Annotated in this window: 20 protein-coding genes; 8 read left to right on the forward strand and 12 right to left on the reverse strand. The window is 73.1% G+C overall.

Annotation, left to right across the window (positions count from 1 at the left end):
* Positions 1-68: 68 nt before the first annotated feature.
* Positions 69-956, reverse strand: a complete 888-nt coding sequence (locus ACIA8R_RS06965) for an SDR family oxidoreductase (RefSeq protein WP_397037031.1) — start codon at positions 954-956, stop codon at positions 69-71.
* An 87-nt stretch (positions 957-1,043) separates the two neighbouring features.
* On the opposite strand from ACIA8R_RS06965, the gene ACIA8R_RS06970 reads away from it, so the two are divergent.
* On the forward strand, positions 1,044-2,810 hold the full coding sequence (locus ACIA8R_RS06970; RefSeq protein WP_364096221.1) for a thiamine pyrophosphate-dependent enzyme: 1,767 nt from the start codon (positions 1,044-1,046) through the stop codon (positions 2,808-2,810).
* Between the two features lie 115 nt (positions 2,811-2,925).
* Here ACIA8R_RS06970 and ACIA8R_RS06975 read toward each other — a convergent pair whose 3' ends face one another.
* Positions 2,926-3,678, reverse strand: a complete 753-nt coding sequence (locus ACIA8R_RS06975) for an IclR family transcriptional regulator (RefSeq protein ID WP_357706750.1) — start codon at positions 3,676-3,678, stop codon at positions 2,926-2,928.
* Between the two features lie 80 nt (positions 3,679-3,758).
* On the opposite strand from ACIA8R_RS06975, the gene ACIA8R_RS06980 reads away from it, so the two are divergent.
* Together ACIA8R_RS06980 and ACIA8R_RS06985 are read left to right on the forward strand one after the other, a co-directional pair.
* On the forward strand, positions 3,759-4,919 hold the full coding sequence (locus tag ACIA8R_RS06980; protein WP_397037034.1) for a 4-hydroxybenzoate 3-monooxygenase: 1,161 nt from the start codon (positions 3,759-3,761) through the stop codon (positions 4,917-4,919).
* 66 nt (positions 4,920-4,985) lie between these two features.
* The gene (locus tag ACIA8R_RS06985; RefSeq protein WP_357706747.1) at positions 4,986-5,291 is read left to right on the forward strand and encodes a DUF6401 family natural product biosynthesis protein; all 306 of its coding nucleotides are present in this window, start codon (positions 4,986-4,988) and stop codon (positions 5,289-5,291) included.
* Positions 5,292-5,392: 101 nt separating this feature from the next.
* Here the strand turns inward: ACIA8R_RS06985 and ACIA8R_RS06990 are convergent, their stop codons facing one another.
* The 3 genes from ACIA8R_RS06990 to ACIA8R_RS07000 all read right to left on the reverse strand — a co-directional run bounded on the left by ACIA8R_RS06990 (position 5,393) and on the right by ACIA8R_RS07000 (position 8,327).
* Complete coding sequence (locus ACIA8R_RS06990; RefSeq protein ID WP_397037336.1) at positions 5,393-6,220, reverse strand: hypothetical protein; 828 nt, start codon at positions 6,218-6,220, stop codon at positions 5,393-5,395.
* 122 nt (positions 6,221-6,342) lie between these two features.
* On the reverse strand, positions 6,343-6,954 hold the full coding sequence (locus ACIA8R_RS06995) for a hypothetical protein (protein WP_397037036.1): 612 nt from the start codon (positions 6,952-6,954) through the stop codon (positions 6,343-6,345).
* On the reverse strand, positions 6,954-8,327 hold the full coding sequence (locus ACIA8R_RS07000) for an NAD(P)/FAD-dependent oxidoreductase (protein WP_357706743.1): 1,374 nt from the start codon (positions 8,325-8,327) through the stop codon (positions 6,954-6,956). Before ACIA8R_RS07000 ends, ACIA8R_RS06995 begins: the two co-directional genes overlap by 1 nt.
* A 164-nt stretch (positions 8,328-8,491) precedes the next feature.
* Here ACIA8R_RS07000 and ACIA8R_RS07005 point away from each other — a divergent pair, with 164 nt between their 5' ends.
* On the forward strand, positions 8,492-8,653 hold the full coding sequence (locus tag ACIA8R_RS07005; RefSeq protein WP_357706742.1) for a hypothetical protein: 162 nt from the start codon (positions 8,492-8,494) through the stop codon (positions 8,651-8,653).
* On the opposite strand, the gene ACIA8R_RS07010 is transcribed toward ACIA8R_RS07005, so the two are convergent.
* The 4 genes from ACIA8R_RS07010 to ACIA8R_RS07025 are packed head-to-tail and all read right to left on the reverse strand — an operon-like array spanning position 8,636 to position 12,225.
* Positions 8,636-9,271, reverse strand: a complete 636-nt coding sequence (locus ACIA8R_RS07010; RefSeq protein ID WP_364096237.1) for a VOC family protein — start codon at positions 9,269-9,271, stop codon at positions 8,636-8,638. The genes ACIA8R_RS07005 and ACIA8R_RS07010 overlap by 18 nt on opposite strands.
* On the reverse strand, positions 9,249-10,070 hold the full coding sequence (locus ACIA8R_RS07015; protein ID WP_364096240.1) for an alpha/beta hydrolase: 822 nt from the start codon (positions 10,068-10,070) through the stop codon (positions 9,249-9,251). Before ACIA8R_RS07015 ends, ACIA8R_RS07010 begins: the two co-directional genes overlap by 23 nt.
* A complete protein-coding gene (locus tag ACIA8R_RS07020; RefSeq protein ID WP_397037039.1) occupies positions 10,067-10,981 on the reverse strand; it encodes a Rieske 2Fe-2S domain-containing protein in 915 nt (304 codons plus the stop codon). The genes ACIA8R_RS07015 and ACIA8R_RS07020 overlap by 4 nt, the downstream gene beginning before the upstream one ends.
* On the reverse strand, positions 10,978-12,225 hold the full coding sequence (locus ACIA8R_RS07025; RefSeq protein WP_397037041.1) for a flavin monoamine oxidase family protein: 1,248 nt from the start codon (positions 12,223-12,225) through the stop codon (positions 10,978-10,980). The genes ACIA8R_RS07020 and ACIA8R_RS07025 overlap by 4 nt, the downstream gene beginning before the upstream one ends.
* Before the next feature lie 51 nt (positions 12,226-12,276).
* Between ACIA8R_RS07025 and ACIA8R_RS07030 the strand changes: the two genes are divergently transcribed.
* Positions 12,277-13,470 carry a cytochrome P450 gene (locus tag ACIA8R_RS07030; RefSeq protein WP_397037043.1) on the forward strand — a complete coding sequence of 398 codons (1,194 nt, stop codon included), beginning with the start codon at positions 12,277-12,279 and terminating at the stop codon, positions 13,468-13,470.
* 12 nt (positions 13,471-13,482) lie between these two features.
* Here the strand turns inward: ACIA8R_RS07030 and ACIA8R_RS07035 are convergent, their stop codons facing one another.
* From ACIA8R_RS07035 to ACIA8R_RS07045, 3 genes are read right to left on the reverse strand one after another with little or no spacing between them, the layout of a single operon-like run.
* The gene (locus ACIA8R_RS07035; protein ID WP_364096250.1) at positions 13,483-14,340 is read right to left on the reverse strand and encodes an ABC transporter permease; all 858 of its coding nucleotides are present in this window, start codon (positions 14,338-14,340) and stop codon (positions 13,483-13,485) included.
* Positions 14,337-15,293, reverse strand: coding sequence for an ABC transporter ATP-binding protein (locus ACIA8R_RS07040; RefSeq protein WP_397037045.1), 957 nt, complete (start codon positions 15,291-15,293; stop codon positions 14,337-14,339). The genes ACIA8R_RS07035 and ACIA8R_RS07040 overlap by 4 nt, the downstream gene beginning before the upstream one ends.
* 40 nt (positions 15,294-15,333) lie before the next feature.
* Positions 15,334-15,708 (reverse strand): hypothetical protein, encoded by a 375-nt coding sequence (locus ACIA8R_RS07045; protein ID WP_357706732.1) that lies wholly within the window; start codon positions 15,706-15,708, stop codon positions 15,334-15,336.
* 305 nt (positions 15,709-16,013) lie between these two features.
* Between ACIA8R_RS07045 and ACIA8R_RS07050 the strand changes: the two genes are divergently transcribed.
* From ACIA8R_RS07050 to ACIA8R_RS07060, 3 genes are read left to right on the forward strand one after another with little or no spacing between them, the layout of a single operon-like run.
* The gene (locus ACIA8R_RS07050) at positions 16,014-17,270 is read left to right on the forward strand and encodes a cytochrome P450 (protein ID WP_397037048.1); all 1,257 of its coding nucleotides are present in this window, start codon (positions 16,014-16,016) and stop codon (positions 17,268-17,270) included.
* Positions 17,267-18,118 carry a class I SAM-dependent methyltransferase gene (locus ACIA8R_RS07055; protein ID WP_397037050.1) on the forward strand — a complete coding sequence of 284 codons (852 nt, stop codon included), beginning with the start codon at positions 17,267-17,269 and terminating at the stop codon, positions 18,116-18,118. Before ACIA8R_RS07050 ends, ACIA8R_RS07055 begins: the two co-directional genes overlap by 4 nt.
* Positions 18,115-18,300: a hypothetical protein gene (locus ACIA8R_RS07060; RefSeq protein WP_189646391.1), complete on the forward strand. Its 186-nt coding sequence runs from the start codon at positions 18,115-18,117 to the stop codon at positions 18,298-18,300. Before ACIA8R_RS07055 ends, ACIA8R_RS07060 begins: the two co-directional genes overlap by 4 nt.
* Positions 18,301-18,316: the final 16 nt, after the last annotated feature.

The following is an 18,316-nucleotide window of genomic DNA, read 5'->3' on the forward strand; positions in this document are numbered from 1 at the left end:
TCAGTGACCGTACCGACGGCGGAGAAAGCCCAGCAAGAGGGGGGTGCCTAACGAATCGGTAACCGGTCTCAGCCGCGGGTCGGCCGCTGGTAGCCCTCGTCGCCGCCGTAGACGTGCCGGGACGGGTCGTGTTCGGGCTGGGTGGCCGGGCTGGTCGGCGAGGCGGTGTGCTCCTCGGCGAAGTCGTCCGAGGGCGTGGGCGGCGGCGGGAACAGGTAGTCGTGCCAGGTGATCCGGCCCTTGGGATCGGCCTCGGTGGTGAACGCGCCCGCGCGCTGCGCGGCGGCCAGCTTGCCCGGGATGCGCACCGGCAGGCACAGGCGGCGCAGGTGACGGGCGTCGAGCCAGGTTCTGGCCAGCTCCTCGGTGCCGAGGACCTGCGGGCCGCCGTACTCCAGGACCGCGCAGGCGGGGCCGCCGGCCAGCAGCGCGGCCAGGCGGCCGGCGACGTCGTTCACGTGCACCGGCTGCCAGAGCAGCGAGCGGTCCATGGGCAGCACGGGCAGCGTGGCCAGGTCGCGCAGCAGCCGGTCGACCGACTGGTGGAACGGGGTGGCGCGGACGACCGTCCAGGCCATGCCGCTCTCCTTGACCAGCCGTTCGGCCTCCAGCTTGTGCCGGTGGCCGGGCGCGCGGTCCGCGCCGGCGACCGAGGGCAGCAGCAGGTGCGAGGCTCCGGCCGAGCGGGCCGCCGCGGTCAGCGTGCGGGTGCCGGCCAGGTCCACCTGGGCGCCTCCCTGCCGGCCGCCGGTGGCCAGGTGCGCGACGGCCTCGATCTGCCGTACGGCCTCCGCGACGCCCTTGCCCGAGGCCAGATCGCCCCAAGCCCACTCCACGCCCCCGCGGCTCTCGTGCCGGGTACGGCTGAGCGCCCGTACGCGATGACCCGCCTTGAGCAGGACGGGCACCAGTGCCCTGCCGAGGGTGCCGGTGGCTCCTGTGACCAGAATGCGCATGCCGGGTCCATACCCGCGAATCCCCAGAGATGACAATGATTTTCGTGACGAGGTCTGTGGACGGCGGTGCGGGGTAGAGCCGCCAATATGGCTCGTATCGCATCCGAATCCCTGATCGAACGGCTCGCCGAGTGGGGCGTGGACACCGTCTTCGGCCTGCCGGGCGACGGTATCAACGGCATCATGGAGGGGCTGCGCCGTCATCGTGACCGGGTGCGGTTCGTGCTGGTGCACCACGAGGAGGCCGCCGCCTTCATGGCCACCGGCTACGCCAAGGCCACGGGACGGATCGGCGTGTGCCTGGCCACCTCCGGCCCCGGCGGCATCCACCTGCTCAACGGTCTCTACGACGCCAAGCTCGACCACGTCCCCGTGCTGGCCATCACCGGCATGCAGGAGACCGCCGTGCTCGGCACCGGCTACCAGCAGGAGGTCCACCTCGACAAGCTGTTCGCCGACGTGGCCGAGTACAACATGATGATCACCAACCCGGCCCAGCTGCCCTCGCTGGTGGACCTGGCCGTCCGGACGGCCTACGCGCGGCGCGGCGTCGCCCATCTCACGCTGCCCAACGACATCCAGGTGGCCGACGCGGGGGAGGACCCGTACCGGACGGTCGCGCCGGTGCGGGCGCCGGAGACCGCGCCGATCTACCTGCGGCCCCCGGGGCTGCCGCGCCAGGAGGACCTGGCTCGGGCCGCCGAGGTGCTCAACGCCGCCGAACGGCCCGCCATCCTGGCCGGGCAGGGCGCGCTGCACGCCCGGGACGAGGTGCTGGCCGTGGCCGAGGCGCTGGGCGCGCCGGTGGTCAAGACGCTGCCCGGCAAGGCGGTCGTCCCGGACGACTCGCCGTACACGACGGGCGGGATCGGGCTGCTCGGCACGAGGCCGAGCGAGGAGCTGATGGACGAGGCCGACGTGCTGTTCATGATCGGCACGAACTTCCCGTACTCGAAGTTCCTCCCCGAGCCGGGCAAGGCGCGGGTGGTGCAGTTCGAGGCCGAGCCGACCAGGGCGGGGGCGCGGGTGCCGACCGACGTGCCCGTGGTGTGCGACGCCAAGGAGGGACTGCGGGAGCTGCTGCCGCTGCTCAACCGTGGGAACGGCAACGGCCACCTGGCGAAGTACCAGAAGCTCATGGCCAAGTGGCGCTCCGACATGGACGCCCTGGAGAACCCCGACAGGGACCCGATCGCCCCCCAGTACGCCATGGCCGTCCTGGACGACCTGGCCTCCGACGACGCCATCCTCACCTGCGACAGCGGCACGATCGCCACCTGGGCCGCCCGCCACTGGACGATCCGCGGCGGGCGCGAGTTCTACCTGTCGGGCACGCTGGCCACGATGGCCCCGGGCCTGCCGTACGCCATCGCCATGCAGCACGCCTTCCCCGGCCGCCAGGTCATCGCCTACGTCGGCGACGGCGGGTTCGCGATGCTGATGGCCGAGTTCCTGACCGCCGCCCAGCACCGGCTGCCGGTCAAGGTCGTCATCAACAACAACAACTCCCTCGGCCAGATCCTGTGGGAGCAGATGGTCCTCGGCTACCCCGAGCACGGCGTGCGCTTCGCCCAGCCCGAGGCCGACTACTCGGTGTGGGCCAGGGCGTGCGGCGGGTTCGGCGCCAAGGTCACCAAGTCCGGGGACGTGGCCGCGGCGATCAGGCAGGCGCTCGCCCACGACGGCCCGGCCCTGGTGGACGTGGACGTCAACCCGAACGAGCCGCCCATGCCCGGCAAGGTCTCCTACGACCAGGCCAAGAGCTTCGCCCAGGCGTTCCTGAAGGGCCAGCCGCACAAGGCGGCCATCGCGACCACCCTGTTCAAGGACCGCATCCAGAGATTCACCGACTGATCCCCCACCTCCGGACACCGCCCCACCTCGGGACACCTGGGACCCCTGCCTTGAGAGGCCGCTCGCGTGCGGATCCGGCCGGTCAGGGGTGGGGCGACCCGGGCGGGCCGGCCGGTCAGGGGGTCTGGTGGGCGTGGGCGATCCGGGCGGCGGTCTCCAGGAGGGGGTCCACCAGCCGGGGCAGCTCGCGGGAGCGCCGCGAGGCGAGCACGATCCCCACGGCGGCCACCGCCCGCCCGTCCACCACGACCGGCGCCGCCGCCGAGCACGAGCCGAGCGTCATCTCCTCGTGCGTCAGCGCGTAGCCCTGCGCCCGCACCGCCGCCAGCTCCCTGGCCAGGCGGCCGGGCTCGGTGACGGTGTGCGGCGTGGGCCGTTCGAGGGCACGGGCCAGGTACGCCTGCACGAACCACTCCGGCTCGAAGGCCAGCAGCGCCTTGCCCACGCCCGTCGGGTGCATCGGCAGCCGCCCGCCGGTGCGCGAGACGATGGGCACGGCCCGCCTGCCGTACACCTTGTCGACGTACAGGACCTCCAGGCCGTCGCGGACGGCGAGGTGCACGTTCTCGCCGGTGGTGGCGAACAGCTCCTGGAGCCAGGGGTGCGCGCGGCCCTGGAGGCTGCCGGGGGCGAGCTGGCCGAGCTCCCACAGCCGCAGCCCCACCCGCAGCCGCCCGTCGGGGGAGCGGCTGAGCGCCTGCCACCGTTCCAGCTCGGCCACCAGCCGGTGGGCCGTGCTCAGCGGCACCCCGCTCCGCCTGGCCAGGTCGGTCAGCGTGAGCTGCGGATGGGCCGCGTCGAACGCCCCCAGGATCGCCAGCACCTTGGACGTCACCGTCTGCCCCGGCTGCCGGGCTCCTCCGGACATGACCACACTCCTGCACAGTTCTTCCACTCAGTGGAAGAGGCTACTCGGCTCCCGGGGCCTGAAGGCAGCAGACTTCCCTCATGCGAACTCAGGTCGGGATCATCGGCGCGGGCCCCGCGGGCCTGCTGCTGTCTCATCTGCTCCACCTGCGCGGCATCTCCTCGGTGGTGCTGGAGAAGCGCAGCCGCGCCTACGTCGAGCGGCGGGTGCGCGCGGGCGTCCTGGAGCAGGGCACCGTGGACACGCTCGTCGAGACGGGCGTGGGCGGGCGCCTGCTGCGCGAGGGCCTGCCCCACCACGGCATCGAGCTGCGGTACGGCGGCGCCGGCCACCGCATCGCCTTCGACAAGCTCGTCCCCGGCCGGGCCATCACCGTCTACGGCCAGCAGGAGGTCGTCAAGGACCTGATCGCGGCCCGGCTGGCGGCGGGCGGCGACGTCCGGTTCGAGGTCGAGGACGTCGCGGTGCACTCGCCGGAGTCGCAGCCGTACCTCACCTTCGGCGGCGAGCGCCTCGACTGCGACGTGATCGCCGGGTGCGACGGGTTCCACGGCGTCTCCCGCCCCAGCGTCCCGGACGGGGTCCTGGAGGTGTTCGAGCGGGAGTACCCCTTCGCGTGGCTCGGCGTCCTGGCCGAGGTGGCGCCCTCGTCGGAGGAGCTGATCTACGCCAGGACCGAGCGCGGCTTCGCCCTGCACAGCATGCGCTCGCCCACCGTCAGCCGCTTCTACCTGCAGGTCCCGGCCGACGCCGACGTGGCGCAGTGGCCGGACGAGCGCGTCTGGGCCGAGCTGAAGGCCCGGCTGGAGACCGTCCCGGGCTTCGAGCTGACCACGGGCGAGATCATCGAGAAGGGCGTCACGCCGATGCGCTCCTTCGTCACCGAGCCCATGCAGTACGGGCGGCTCTACCTGGCCGGGGACGCCGCGCACATCGTGCCGCCGACCGGCGCCAAGGGCCTGAACCTGGCCGTGGCCGACGTCCGGGTGCTGACCGAGGCGTTGACGGCCTTCTTCGAGCACGGCTCGCCGGAACTGCTGGACGGCTACTCGCGGGCGTGCCTGAAGCGGGTGTGGCGGGCGCAGCACTTCTCGTGGTGGATGACGACGCTGCTGCACACCTTCGACGAGGACGACGCGTACGGGCGGCGGCTCCAGACCTCCTACCTGGACTACGTCACCTCCTCGGAGGCGGCGGCGACCACGCTGGCGGAGAACTACGTCGGGCTGCCCTTCGACTGACCCGTCCGGCCCGTGCGACCACCCCCCCGGGCGGTCTGACCTCGGGTGATGCCTTAAGGTTGGCGCGTGGTTTTCGAGGAGGGCTGGGCGCGTTCGCCCCTGCGGTGGTTGATGGACACGCTGGGCCACGCCCAGCTCGCCAGGATGGAGAGCGAGCCGGCGCTGGTCGCGGCCGTGGATCAGCACGCGGCCCTGCTGCGTGACGCGATCCCGCTCGACCGCGAGACCCTCGGCGACTACCTGCTGGGCTTCCTCGACGAGCTGCGCCACCTGGGCTGGATCTTCAGCGGCGACCACGACGCACCCGCGCTGCGGCTGACGGCCGTCTGCTGGCTCGCCCGCGAACAGGGCTTCCTCGCCGAACCCGCCTGACCGCCCCCAAGACGGGGGCGGGGCCGGTCCGCGGGGTCGGGTGGTGCGGGCCGGCCCTGGTGGGTCCGCGTGACCGGGCGCTCGTCCCGGCCACACGGAGCTCAGGTTCCGGGCGGGATGTCCGCGCGGGTCGCCCCGCCGGTCGTGCCGGTGGTGCCGGTCGTGCCGGTCGTGCCGGGTGCGCCGGGCGTGGTCTGGGCCGGCTCGGCGGGCCGGGCCATCGTGCGGGCGTCCTCACGTCCCCGCTGGTACGCCTCGGCGTGCGCCCTGGCCTGCGGCGCCTCCGCCTCGATCCGGCCGATCCAGCGCTCCCAGCGTTGCTGCATCGGACGGACGAGCCCGCCGCCCAGCCCGATGGCCAGGATCGCGCCGATGGTGGCGAGCACGGTGATGAGCACCGGCGTCGTGACGGTCGTGGCGACGCCGATCTGGTTGAGCGCGGCGATGATGCCCAGCGCCCAGATGAAGACGGCCGCCGCGATGCCGAGCCAGCGCCCGTAGGACAGGCCGCCGAGCGCGCCGTCGACGAGATCCTTGACGGCCCTGGCGATCGCGCCCGCGATCACGATGATCACGATGGCGACCACGGCCTTGGGCAGCCAGCCGACCACCCCGTTGAGCAGCGCCGAGATCGGGTTGGGCCCGAAGACGCTGAAGGCGATCTGCAGGGTGATCAGCAGGATCGCGTAGTAGACGAGCTTGGCGAGCAGGCCGCTGGCGTCGTACCGGCTGCTTTCGAGCCACCGCTGTACGCCGCTGCGCTGCACGGCCCGCTCGAACCCCACGCGGTCGAGGAGCTTGTCCACGAGCTTCTGCAGCGCCTTCGCCACGATCCACCCGATGATCAGGATCACCAGGAACGCGACCAGCCTGGGCACGAACGTCGCCACCTGTCGCCAGGCGTCCGTCAGGCCTTGGCCAATATTGATGTCCACGGTTTCCTCCAGGACGAGGAGCCAATGGAGTCGCGCTACCCGCCTGAACTGGGACTATGCACCCAAAGCAACCGAATTTTTGCAGACTGTTACATTTGTACAAGTGTGCGCGGGCGTCAGCGTAGCCGGCGCAGGTCCATCTGGAAGTTCTGGTGCCAGGTCTGCCCGCCGTCCACGGTGGTCTCGCCGATCTCGTGCCAGGTCGTGGCGGTGAACGTCAGCGTGTAGCGGCTGGTGTAGGCGGGCGTCTGGAGGCTCCACCGGAAAGTGTTGTCGCCGACCTCCGGCACGACCGTGGTGACGTAGCCGCGGGAGAACGCCTCCCACCGGTACTGGCCGGTCGCCTCGTTGTAGTTGATCACGGCCAGGGCGCTGTCCGCGATCGTGCGCGGGTCGGCCTTGTCGCGGCCCTGCCCTTCGACCGAGATCACCAGGTCGCCCGCCTGCCGGCGCACCCGCTCGGTCTGCAGGAACTCCTGCCGCGTCCCGGACGGGGTGACGGTCCAGCCCGGCCCCGCCCAGGTCCCGATCATGAACGAGAGCCGCCGCATGGCCTCCGCCTGCCCGACGAGTGCCTGCCCACTGAGTGCCTGCTCGACGGATGCCTGCCCGCTGAGCGCCTGCCCGCTGAGCGCCGGGGAGGGCGTCCGGGCGGCCGTCGCCGGGCCGGGGGAGAGCAGGGCCGCGAGCAGGGCGAGCGGCAGGAGCAGGCGGACCAGTGACTTCATCAAGGCGTCCTCGTCAGTGAGCGGCTGATGCCGAGCCGGGGGTGAGCGGTCAGGTAGAGGCCGGTGGCGGCGTCGTACAGGTCGTTGGCGTCCATGCGCATGGGGGCCATGGTGCTGCCGGCGGGCGTGACGTTGCGCAGGGCGCGCAGCCCCGCGTCGTGGGCGGCGGTCACCAGCTCGCTCATCGGCGCGGTGCCGCCGGCGGTGGTGGCGTCGGTCAGGTCCGACAGCCCGGCCGTGATCGCGGCGAACGCGTGGTCGGACCTCTCACCCCTGACCAGGTGCTGGGCCAGCCAGAAGTAGCTGGCCCGGCCGCGGTACTGCCGGTAGACCGAGGAGACCATGGTCAGCAGCCGCTGGTAGGCGTTGCGGTAGAGCGACTCGTAGAACCCTTGGGCCTCCTGCTCGCTCACCTCGCCGCGGTCGGTGGCGGTGATCGAGGCCGCGGCCAGCAGGGCGCTGTACATGGCCAGGTGCACGCCGGTCGACAGCAGCGGGTCGAGGAAGCAGGCGGCGTCCCCGGCGATGTGGTAACCGGGGCCGCAGAAGGAGTCGGCCACGTACGAGAAGTCCTGCTCGATCCGGACCGGGCCGGTGAACCTGCCGACCAGCCCCGCCACGGTCGGCGAGTCGGCCACCACCGCGTGGAACATCTCCTCCGGCGACCCGTAGTGGGGACGCCGCTCCAGGAAGCGCGTCTGGTGGGTGACGAAGCCGACGCTGAACACCTCGCCGCGCAACGGGATCACCCAGTACCACCCTTCCGGCGAGGAGATGACGTTGATGCCGCCGCCCGGCGTGTCCGGAAGCAGGTCGCCGCCCTGGTAGTAGCCCCAGATCGCGACGTTCCTGAAGACGTCGTGCGGTCGTCGGTCACGGAAGTGCCGCGCCGACAGTACCCCGGCGCGTCCGGAGGCGTCGACCAGGTGATCGAAGCGCTCGACGCCGCGGTCCCACTCGGCGGCGCACGCGCGGCCGTCCTCGAACAGCACGCGCCGGACCCTGGCCTGCTGGATCACCTCGACGCCCTGGGAGGCGGCGTGGTCCAGCAGCACCTGGTCGAAGTCGTCCCGGTCGACCTGCCAGGAGCGCACGTCGGGGCCGAACGTGGCCGCCCAGTTCACCGTCCAGTCGCGTTCGGCGCCCCAGCGCAGCAGCAGGCCCTCCTTGACCGGGTAGCCGCGTTCCTCGACCTTGTCGTGCGCCCCGGCGTAGTCGATGATCGTCCGGCACGACGGGGACACCGACTCGCCGATGTGGTAACGCGGGAAACGTTCGCGTTCCAGCAGCCTCACGTCCATTCCGTTGCGGGCCAGCAGCGTGGCGGCGATCGAGCCCGCCGGGCCGCCGCCGATCACTAATACCTTGGTCATCGCGAGCCCTTCCGATAATCGATGCGTATTACGCAGTCGCGGGCCCGGCAAGCGGGGCCCAATACGTAGGCCGATACGTATATTCCGGCGTTATTCTGGACCGCCGGCCCGGCCTGGTCGATGATGCGTCTGAGTTCCGTTCCGTCTTTCTTCAAGGAGCGCGCATGGGATTGAACCTCCGGCTGGTCGTTCCCCTGGTCTACGCCGTCGCGGTGGTCGTGGCCTTTCTGATCGGCAAGACGGTCGGCTCGGTGGTCGTCATCGCCGGCGCCGTCCTCGTGGCCCTGTTCTTCGTCCTGTCCGGCCGGTCACGTCAGCGCGAATAGGGCCCCCCACGGGTCGCGCACGATCGTCGCCCGGGGATGCCCGGGGGCGGTCGTGGCGCCCAGCCGGGCCGCCGTCGCCGCCGCCGCGGCGCGGTCCGCGGTGGCGAAGAACGTCATCCACTGCGGGCGTGCCCCCGTCCCCTCGCGGGTCGCGGGCGCGGCGCCGAGCAGGTCCCGGTAGAACGCGGTCCCGGCCGACCACAGCTCGTGCCCGCACCACGTCCCCGGCTCGCCGGCCAGCACGATCCCGGCCGGACGGTGTCCCTCCCAGAAGCCGACCGCCGCCCCCGCCGGGTCGGTCGCGAACAGCACGCGGCCGTCCTGGCCGGCCGCCATCGGGCCGAAGACGACGCCGCCGCCCAGCTCCTTCACCCCTACGGCCACCGCGTCCACGTCCGGAGCCGCCAGGTAGGTGTTCCAGGAGGCCGGCAGGCCCGGCGGCACCCGGCCGAAACCGGCCACGACCTGGCCGCCGAGCTCGACGAAGGAGTAGCCGCCCTCCTCGCGGAAGGTCCAGCCGAACAGCTCTCCGTAGAAGGCCCGTGCGCCGGCCGGGTCGAGCGCCCCGTAGTCCACCCAGCACGGCTCGCCCGGCTCATAGTGCTCGTGAATCGGCACGCCCGGCCTCCTCGTCCGCTTCGAGGGCCGACAGCCGCAGGTGCCCGGCGATGAGCGGCGCCACGACCTCGGGCCGTTCGATCATGCACAGGTGCCCCGCGCCGGGGACGGTGACCGTACGGCACAGCGGGACCGACCCGCCCAGCAGCGCGGCGCCGGCCCGGAACGTCGGCATGTCCCGGTCGCCCACGACGACCAGCGTGCGCGCCCGGATGCCGCGCAGGTCCTCGACCGTGTGGACGTGCCTGCTCAGCCCGTGCATCGCGCCGTCGCGCAGCTCCCGCCACGAATGCCCGGCCACGATCGCGCGCAGCCTGGCGCGCAGCTCGGGGTGGTCCTCGGTGCCGCGGAAGATGTCCGGCGGCGAGGACATCCACAGGTCGGCGAGCTGCTCGCCCCCCGCGCCCATCCGAGCCAGCCCGGCCAGCGCCCGGTACCGCCCGGCGGTGCCCGGCTCGGGGGGCGCGCCCGCGATGGTCGGGGAGCCGACGATCAGCCCGCGCACGTCACGCGGATGGTCGATGGCCAGTTGCAGGGCGATCATCGAGCCGATCGACTCGGCCACCACCAGCGCGGCCGACTCGGCCCTGGCCAGCCCGGCCAGCTCGGCCGCCAGCGCGGGCAGCGACGTGCCCGGCCGCAGCGGCCCGGAACGCCCGTGGCCCGGCAGGTCCACGCCGACGTGCCGCCAGCCGGGCAGCAGGTTCCACAGCGGCTCCCACACCGAGGCGTCCATCGTGTAGCCGTGGATCCACAACACGGCCCGGCCCTGGCCGGTCGAGCGCACGTACAGGCTCATGAGGACGCTCCGGGGACGGCGGCGAAACCCTGACAGAAGCGGCGGAAGGCGATGACCGGGGTGTCGCCGGCGTCCAGCCGCTGCGGGGCGTCCGTGTCGAGGTGGTCCCAGACGACGCGGTCCTGGTCGAAGGCGTAGCGGGCGCCGTGCACGAGGGCGGGCAGCGAGTCCGTCCGGTCCGGCCGCACGCCGATGGCCACCCGTCCCACGCAGCCCGTCCCGTCCGGCACCGCGCCGGTGACGATCGTGTACGGCGCCTCCGGCGTGCCCAGCTCGGTCACCACGAGATGCGGGCTGTAGGCGCGGGCCACGAAGCGGGAGGCGAAGTCGAGCCGCCGCTCCTTCTCCCACGGCGGCGCCTTGGTACGGAACTCGCCCTCGATCACCAGCTCGTCGCGCTCGCCCATCCTGACCCGCATGCCGCGCACCGAGGGCACCAGGTGGACGGTGCTGAAGTGCTGGGCGTCGAAGGCGTTCTCGACGACGTACTCGGCCGGGACCGTCACCGGCTGGTTCACCGCCGCCACGATCACCAGGTCCTCGGCCGCCTGCTTGATCGCCTGCTCGAAGCCCCGGTCGTCGCCGGGGTCGCCGGACAGCCGGGCGAACAGCGCCGCCCCGGCGCGCAGCGTGCGCAGCTCGTCCACCGCCCAGCGGCGGCCGGACCCGCCCAGCGAGATGCGTTTGCCGTGGAAGGGGCAGATCACGCAGTCGCCGTCCAGCTTGCCGCCGTAGGCCAGGTGGGCGCCCCGGTGCGGGCAGGTGGCCTCGAACACCCGGATCCGCTCGCCGTCGCGCACGGCCATCAGGCGCGTACCGCCCAGCCGCAGCGGCGTGATCCCCGGGCCGATCTCGTCGTCGAGGGCGAGCAGGAACCACCCGCCGTGGAGCTCCCCGTTGCCAGCCGTCATCTCTCCAGCGCCCCAATCACCTCTGTGGCCGCGCGCTCCCCGCTGGCCATCGCCATGTGCGCCATGGGCGGACCGGACAGGCCGACGGTGGCCTCCCCGGCGAAGAAGACCGTCCCGCCCAGCGGCTCGGCCCAGGCCGGGGACGCCCACAGCGCCCCCACGCCCGGGTACGTGTAGGCCCCGCCCGTCCACGGGTCGGCGCCCCAGTCGCACACCACCACCTCCGCCGGGTTCAGCCCCCGCGTCCACGGCAGGGCCCCGGCCAGCAGCGCGACCAGCCCGCCCGGCTCGGCCCAGGCGCTCCTGGCCGCCGCGGCGGCGCGGGCCTTGGCCATCACCAGCACCTCGGGCCGCCCGGCCGTCGTGCTGACGAACCCCAGACGGCCCCCGGCGTCGAAGACCACGACGGACTCGGGCGCCTGTTCGGGATAGGCGACCAGCCCGCACCAGGCGTCCCCGGGACGCAGCTCGTACGCCGCCGCCTGCTTGCGCACGGGCAGGGCGTCCACCACGAGCCGCCCCTCGGCGACCACCGGCGGCGGCACGGTGACCACGGCGGCGGCGGCGCTCTCCACGTGCCCGGCGGCGGTCAGCACCCGCACCCGGCCGCGCGTCCAGGACAGGCGGACGACCGCGTCGCCGAGCCGCACCCGCAGCCCCTCGGCCAGCCGCGCGGGCAGCCGGTCGAAGCCGCCGGGCAGCGCGAACTCGCCCCGTCCCGCCGGGTCGGCGCGCCGCAGCGCGGCCAGCGCGGGCGCGCTCAGCGCCTCGGGCTCGGCCGCCCAGTTCTGCCTGAACCACTCCGCGGCCGGCTCCAGCGCCCGCGGGCTGTCGGCGGTCTCCTCCTTGAGCCACGCCGCGACCGGCACGTCCCAGGGGCTCGCCCCCGCCAGGCGGCGCAGCGGCTCCCGGGCCGCGCCCGACGTCAGCCGGTCCTCCAGCAGCGGCGGCGTGGGCCGCAGCGCGGTCAGCGGACGCGGCCCGCCGGGCAGCAGCACCCGCGCCGCGCGCCGCGGCACCGGCACCGGCGCCTCCAGACCGGGCAGCGCCGCGATCGGGTTGCGGTCACCGTGGATCACCTGCGCGCCCAGCTCCAGCAGGGACGGCCGGTGGGTGCGGATCCGGCCGCCCACCCGCTCCCCGGCCTCCAGCACCGCGACCGCCAGGCCCGCGCCGGCCAGGCGCGCGGCCGCCGCCAGCCCGCTCACCCCGGCGCCGATCACGACGACGTCAAGCTCTGCCACCGGCACATCCTCTGTAGTAGTTTGTCCTCGGCCTGATCACGAGGAGACGCGATGACGGCACCCCGCACGCTGCCCGGCCACTTAGCGCACCCGTTCTCTCCTCGCGGGCGGCTCGACCCGTATCCGGCGTACCGCTGGCTGCGCGAGAACGACCCCGTGCACTTCGACGTCACCTCGCGCATGTGGCTGCTGACCACGCACGCCGACTGCGCGCTCGCGCTGCGCGACCCGCGCTTCTCGGCCGCGCTCGGGCAGCGGGAGCGGGTCAGGGACGACGAGCTGCCGCCGTCGATGCTGACCACCGATCCCCCCGAGCACCAGCGCCTGCGCTCGCCCGGCGCGCTGCTGATGGGCCCGGCCGCCATCCGCGGCGTCGCGGGCGACATCGAGGCCGGGATCGGCGCGGTGCTCGACGTGCTGGCCGGCCGCGACGAGATCGAGGCCACCGCCGACATCGGCGAGCCGCTGGCCACCGGCGTGCTGGCCAGGTTGTTCGGGCTGCCGGCCGCCGACGTGCCGGTCTTCGCCGGGCTGGCCGCCCGCGTGTCGGTCAACCTCGACCCGCTGGCCGGGCCCCAGGCCGCCGCGGCCGGGCGGGCCGCGATGGGCGAGCTCACCCGCTTCCTCGGCGAGCGCGCCGACGCCGCCACCGCCGCCGCCGCCGGGAACGGGCCGGGTGGCTCGCCCTTCGGCCGGCTGGCCGCCGACGACCGGCTGACCAGGGCCGAGATGCTCGGCATCGCCGCGCTCACGGTCGTCGGCGGATGGAAGCCGCTGGCCGAGATGGTGGGCAACGCGCTCCATTGGCTGCTGCCGTGCCACGAGGCCGCCGACCGGATCAGGAACGGCGGCCGGGAGGTGGCCGAGTCGGCCGTGGACGAGCTGCTGCGGCTGGAGTCGCCGATCCCGTTCACCGCCAGGGTGACCACCGAGGCGGTCCCGCTGGACGGCGGCGTGATCCCGGCGGGGGCGAGGGTGCTGGCCCTGGTCGGGGCGGCCAACCGCGATCCGGCCGTGTTCGACCGGCCCGACGAGCTGCTGGTCACCCGCTCGCCCAACCCCCATCTGGCCTTCGGCGCGGGCACCCACCTCTGCCTGGGCGCGCCGCTGGTCAGGCAGGCCGGCGGGCTGCTGCTGAGCGGGCTGCTGGAGCGGTATCCCGGGCTGCGCCGGACGGGGAAGCCGCCCGCGTGGGCCCCGGGCCTGGTGCCCAGGAGGCTGACCGGCTTCACCCTCGCCATCTGAGCCCCTCCCCGGCTAGCGGACGTTGGCGCCGCGCCAGCGGAAGGTCAGCAGGCTCAGCAGCAGCGCCGCCACGCACCAGGCGCCCAGCACCGCGGCCGTCCTGCCCAGCTCCCACGTGCCGGCGGGCTCCACCACCGCGAAGTCGGCCGGCAGGAACACCGAGCGCAGGCCCTGCGTCATCCACTTCAGCGGGAAGAACGCCGCCAGGCTCTGCATCCAGGCGGGCAGCTCGCTGTAGGGGAAGAACACCCCGGAGATGAACTGCAGCACCAGGAACGGCAGCGTGACGATCGCCGCGGCCGAGCGGGCGTTCGGGATCATCGCGCTGAAGGCCACCGCCAGCAGCGAGCAGGACGTCGCCCCGAGCAGCAGCACCCAGGCGAACGTGAGCCAGTGGGCGGCGTCCGGCGGCATCGGCAGGCGGAACAGCGCGACGCCGACGGCCAGCAGGATCGCCGCCTCCAGCAAGCCGGTCACCACCACCCGGACGATCTTGCCGACGAAGTACGCCGTCTTCGGCATCGGCGAGGAGGCCAGGCGGCGGATCATGCCGTTGTCCCGCTCGATCGCGATGTTGATCGCCAGGCCGTTGAAGCTGACGCTCATGATGCCGCAGGCGATGATCCCGGCCACGAACATCTGCTTGAAGTCGGTGTGCGTGCCGGGGACCGTGCCGGAGAAGATCGAGCCGAGCACCAGCAGCAGCACGATCGGCAGCAGCAGCGTGAAGAACAGCGACTGGCGGTTGCGGAAGAACGACTTCAGCTCCACCGACGAACGGGCCGCCGACGCCCGCCAGAGCCCCGACCCGCCGCCCCGTGCGCGCACGGGACGGCCCTGCTCGGCCACGATCGCGTTCGAGCTGGTCATGACTGGGCCCCCTGGTTCTCGCGGATCAGCTTGAGGTAGACGTCCTCCAGCGTCGGCCGGTGGACGCGCAGGTCGGGCAGCTCGTCGGCGCCCGCGCGCGCGGCCCAGGGCAGCAGCGCGGCCAGGGCCCGCGTGGGCGTGTGGGTGAGCAGCGTGAGCGTGCCGCCGGGCACGCCGGGCGCGCAGGACGGGTCCAGCGCGGTGCCCGGAGGCAGGTCCGGCAGTTCGGCCGCGCTCAGCTCGGGCGTGAGGGTGAAGCTCACCGCGGCGGGCGTGTCACGCCGGCCGCCCAGCTCGCTCACCGGCCCGGTCTCGACGATCCGGCCGGCCACGATCACCGCCGCGCGCTGCGCCAGCGCCTCCACCTCGTCGAGGTAGTGGGTGGTCAGCACGGTCGTCTTGCCCTGGTCGGCGAAGAAGCGGACCAGGTCCCACGCCTCCATCCGGGCCTCCGGGTCCAGCCCGGTGGTCGGCTCGTCCAGGAAGATCAGGTCGGGGTCGCCGACGACGCCGACGGCCACGTCCAGGCGGCGCAGCTGGCCGCCCGAGAGCGTCTGGGCCTGCTTGCGCTCCTTCGCGCCGAGGCCCACCATGTCGATGACCTGCGCCGCGGGCAGCGGCGCGGGGTAGAAGGCGGCGAAGTGCTCGACGACCTCGCGGACGGTCAGGTCCGCGTAGGCGCCCGTCGTCTGCGGCACGATGCCGAGCCGCGCCCGCCACTGCGGGGCGTCCTCGGCCGGGTCGCGGCCGAGGACACTCACGTCGCCGCCCGAACGCCGGCGCACGCCTTCGAGGATCTCGACCGTGGTCGTCTTGCCCGCGCCGTTGGGGCCGAGTAAGGCGAACACCTCTCCGGGACGAACGTCCAGGTCCACACCCTGCAGGATGAGAGCGGGACCGTACTGCTTGCGCAGCCCCCGTACGTGGATGGGGTTCGCCTGGTCGTCGGACATGATCTCCTCTTCCTCCTCTTGGCGTGCGTGGCTCCCGGCGTCAGGTGCAGCAGCAGCAGGGGCAGCAGCAGCAGTTGACGTCGACGCCGGCCGCGATCGAGTCGAGGTCGCCCTCGCTCAGCTCGGCCATGTCGATCTGCGGCGTCTCGGGGATGTGGAACTCGAACGTCCCCGTCTCCAGGCCGCGCTCCCACAGCGAGACCTGCACGTCGAGGTTCGTGTCGTGGTGGCCGTCGGGCACGTTGCGCACGAGGGTGATCTGGGCGCCCGCGGGAACCTCGAGGCCGGCCTCGGCCAGCGCCTCGCGCGGGTTGCTGTCCAGCTTCGCCGAGAATTCCTCGCTCGACCACGCGGTGATCAGGACTCGGGTGTAGGCGTTGACGAATTCGGTCCGCTCTCTGGGGTTCAGGGCCATTGCGTCCTCCTGGAGCTTTTCCCCTTCGGCGCGGTGCGCCGTCTCGGAACGGAGTCTTACACAGCCGAATTCGAGGTGCCTAGACTTAATTTCCGGGGCTCCGGATTAAGTATTGAGAGCCCTCTGCTTAAAAGGTACTCTGCAAATACGCCGACCGGAACAATACGAAGCGATATACGTATTCGGTGGCCGGAAATGCGTATCGGAATATTCGTTTGCGTAAGCCATCGGGAGAACCCATGTCCGGGACGTACGTATCCCCCCGGGTGCCGCCGGGACCGGCCGGAACCCAGAGCCTGAGGGCCATGCGCGACGCGCCGCTGGAGTTCGTCACCGCCATGGCGGCCCTCGGCGACGTCACCCGCCACGACGCGGACGGCGAGCCGGTCTACATGCTCAACCGCCCCGACCTGGCCAGGCACGTGCTGAAGGAGAACGGCGCCGCCTACACCAAGGAACGCACGCCGGACGACGACATGCTCCGCCCCCTGCTCGGCAACGGCCTGCTGACCAGCGACGGCGCCGAGTGGGCGGCCCAGCGCAGGATGTGCGCGCCCGCGTTCAGGCCCGCCGAGGTGGGCCGGTTCGACCAGGTCATCGTCGAGGCCGCCGAGCACCTGGTGACGCACTGGGCCGGCGACCGGCCCGTACGCGTCGACCACGACCTGACCTCGCTCACCCTCAGCGTGATCGTCAAGGCCATGCTGGGCACCGACATCGGCGTCGCCGGCGAGGGCTTCGGCCGCGCCGTGGACGCGGTCAACCGCTTCATCGGCCACTACGTACCCAGCGACGACCCCGACCCGGCCGACACCGCCGCGCGGCACGCCGGCTTCCTGCGGGCGCGGGCCTTCCTCGACCGGGTCACCAGGCTCATCATCGCCGCCCGCCGGGCCGGCGGCGCGGGCGACGACCTGCTCGGCGCGATGCTGGCCGAAGGGCACGCGATGTCCGACGCCGACCTGCGCGACCAGGTGCTGACCATCGTCATGGCCGGGCACGAGACCACCGCCAAGTCGCTGACCTGGACGCTCTACCTGCTCGACCGGCACCCGGAGGCGGCCGAGGGCGTGCGCGCCGAGATCGACGAGGTGCTGGCCGGCCGGTCGCCCACCGCCGCCGACCTGCCCAGGCTGCGCCGCTGCCGGCAGGCCGTCCAGGAGGCCATGAGGCTCTACCCGCCGGTCTGGCTGATCTCCCGCCGCGGCACGGCCGACGACGTGCTGGACGGCTACGACGTACCGGCCGGGTCGCTGGTGTGCGTCAGCCCGTGGGTGCTGCACCGCGACCCGAGGTACTGGGAGGAGCCGGATGCGTACCGGCCGGAGAGGTTCGACCCCGACCGGGCCGCCCGGCTGCTCAGCCACCAGTACCTGCCCTTCGGCGGCGGCCCGCGCATCTGCGTCGGACGGCACTTCGCGCTGGCGGAGGCCACGCTCGTGCTCGCGGTGATCCTGCGCGGGCTGCGCATGGAACTGGTGGAGGGCTTCCCCGTCGAGCCCGAGGCGCTGGTCACGCTGCGGCCCAGGCACGGCCTGATGATGACCCCGAGGCCCCGATGAGCGCGGCGCCGGCGGCCACCGGCTCCTACGACGCCGCCACCACCACGTGGGGCGGCGTGACCGGCGAGCTGGCCCGGCTGGAGGCCCAGGCGGCGCTCTCCTTCGAGGAGGAGCTGCGCATCATGCGCGACCTCGGGCTGACCCGCGAGGGCCCGCTGCTGGAGCTGGGCGCCGGCTCGGGCGCGGTCACCCGCCGGCTGCGCGCCGCCGAGCCGGGGCTGCCCGTCATCGCGCTCGACGTGGACGCCTCCCTGCTGCGCAACGCGGGCGGCTGCGGCGCCCCGCTGGTCACCGCCGACGGCGCCCGGCTGCCGTTGCGTACCGGCAGCGTGGGCGGCGTACTGCTGCGGTACGTACTGCAGCACGTGGGCGATCCGGCGCCGATGCTGGCCGAGGCGCTGCGCGTGCTGCGTCCCGGCGGCCGGATCGTGGTCGTCGAGGTGGACAGCATGTTGTGGGGGCTGGCCGACCCGATGTACCCCGAGCTGGCCTCCGTCCACGCCACGATGGCCCAGGCCCAGCGCGGCGCCGGAGGGGACCGGCAGATCGGCAGGAAGCTCACCCGGCTGCTGCGCGGCGGCGGGTTCGCCGACGTGGTGCTGCGCCCGTTCGCCACCACCAACGACACCCACCCCACCGCGGCCTTCGCCCCGCACCTGGGGCCCGAACGCCTGGCGCCGCTCGTCGCCTCGGGCGCGCTGCCGATCGCGGGGCTCGCCCTGGCCGCCGACCGCTGGCGGCGTTTCCTGGCCGACCCGGACGCCTGGGTCATGCTGCTCGGCTTCGTCGTCGCCGGGACCGCACCGTACGGACCGGCTCAGCACTCATCGGAAGGAAGCACGTCATGAGTCCGTTCTGGAAGATCTTCATCGCGATCTTCAGCTACATCAGCGCGATCGTCGGCCTCGGGCTGGCCGTCGTGAACGCCAGCGAGAAGCCACCCGCGACCTCGCTGGCCATCGTGTACGGCGCCGCCGGCCTGCTGTTCCTGGCCGTGGGCGTGCTGCTCAGCCGCAGAGCCCGCTACTGAGGGCGCTCCCGGGGCC

The sequence above is a fragment of the Nonomuraea sp. NPDC051191 genome (genome assembly GCF_044455665.1).
In the GTDB taxonomy this organism is placed as follows: domain Bacteria; phylum Actinomycetota; class Actinomycetes; order Streptosporangiales; family Streptosporangiaceae; genus Nonomuraea.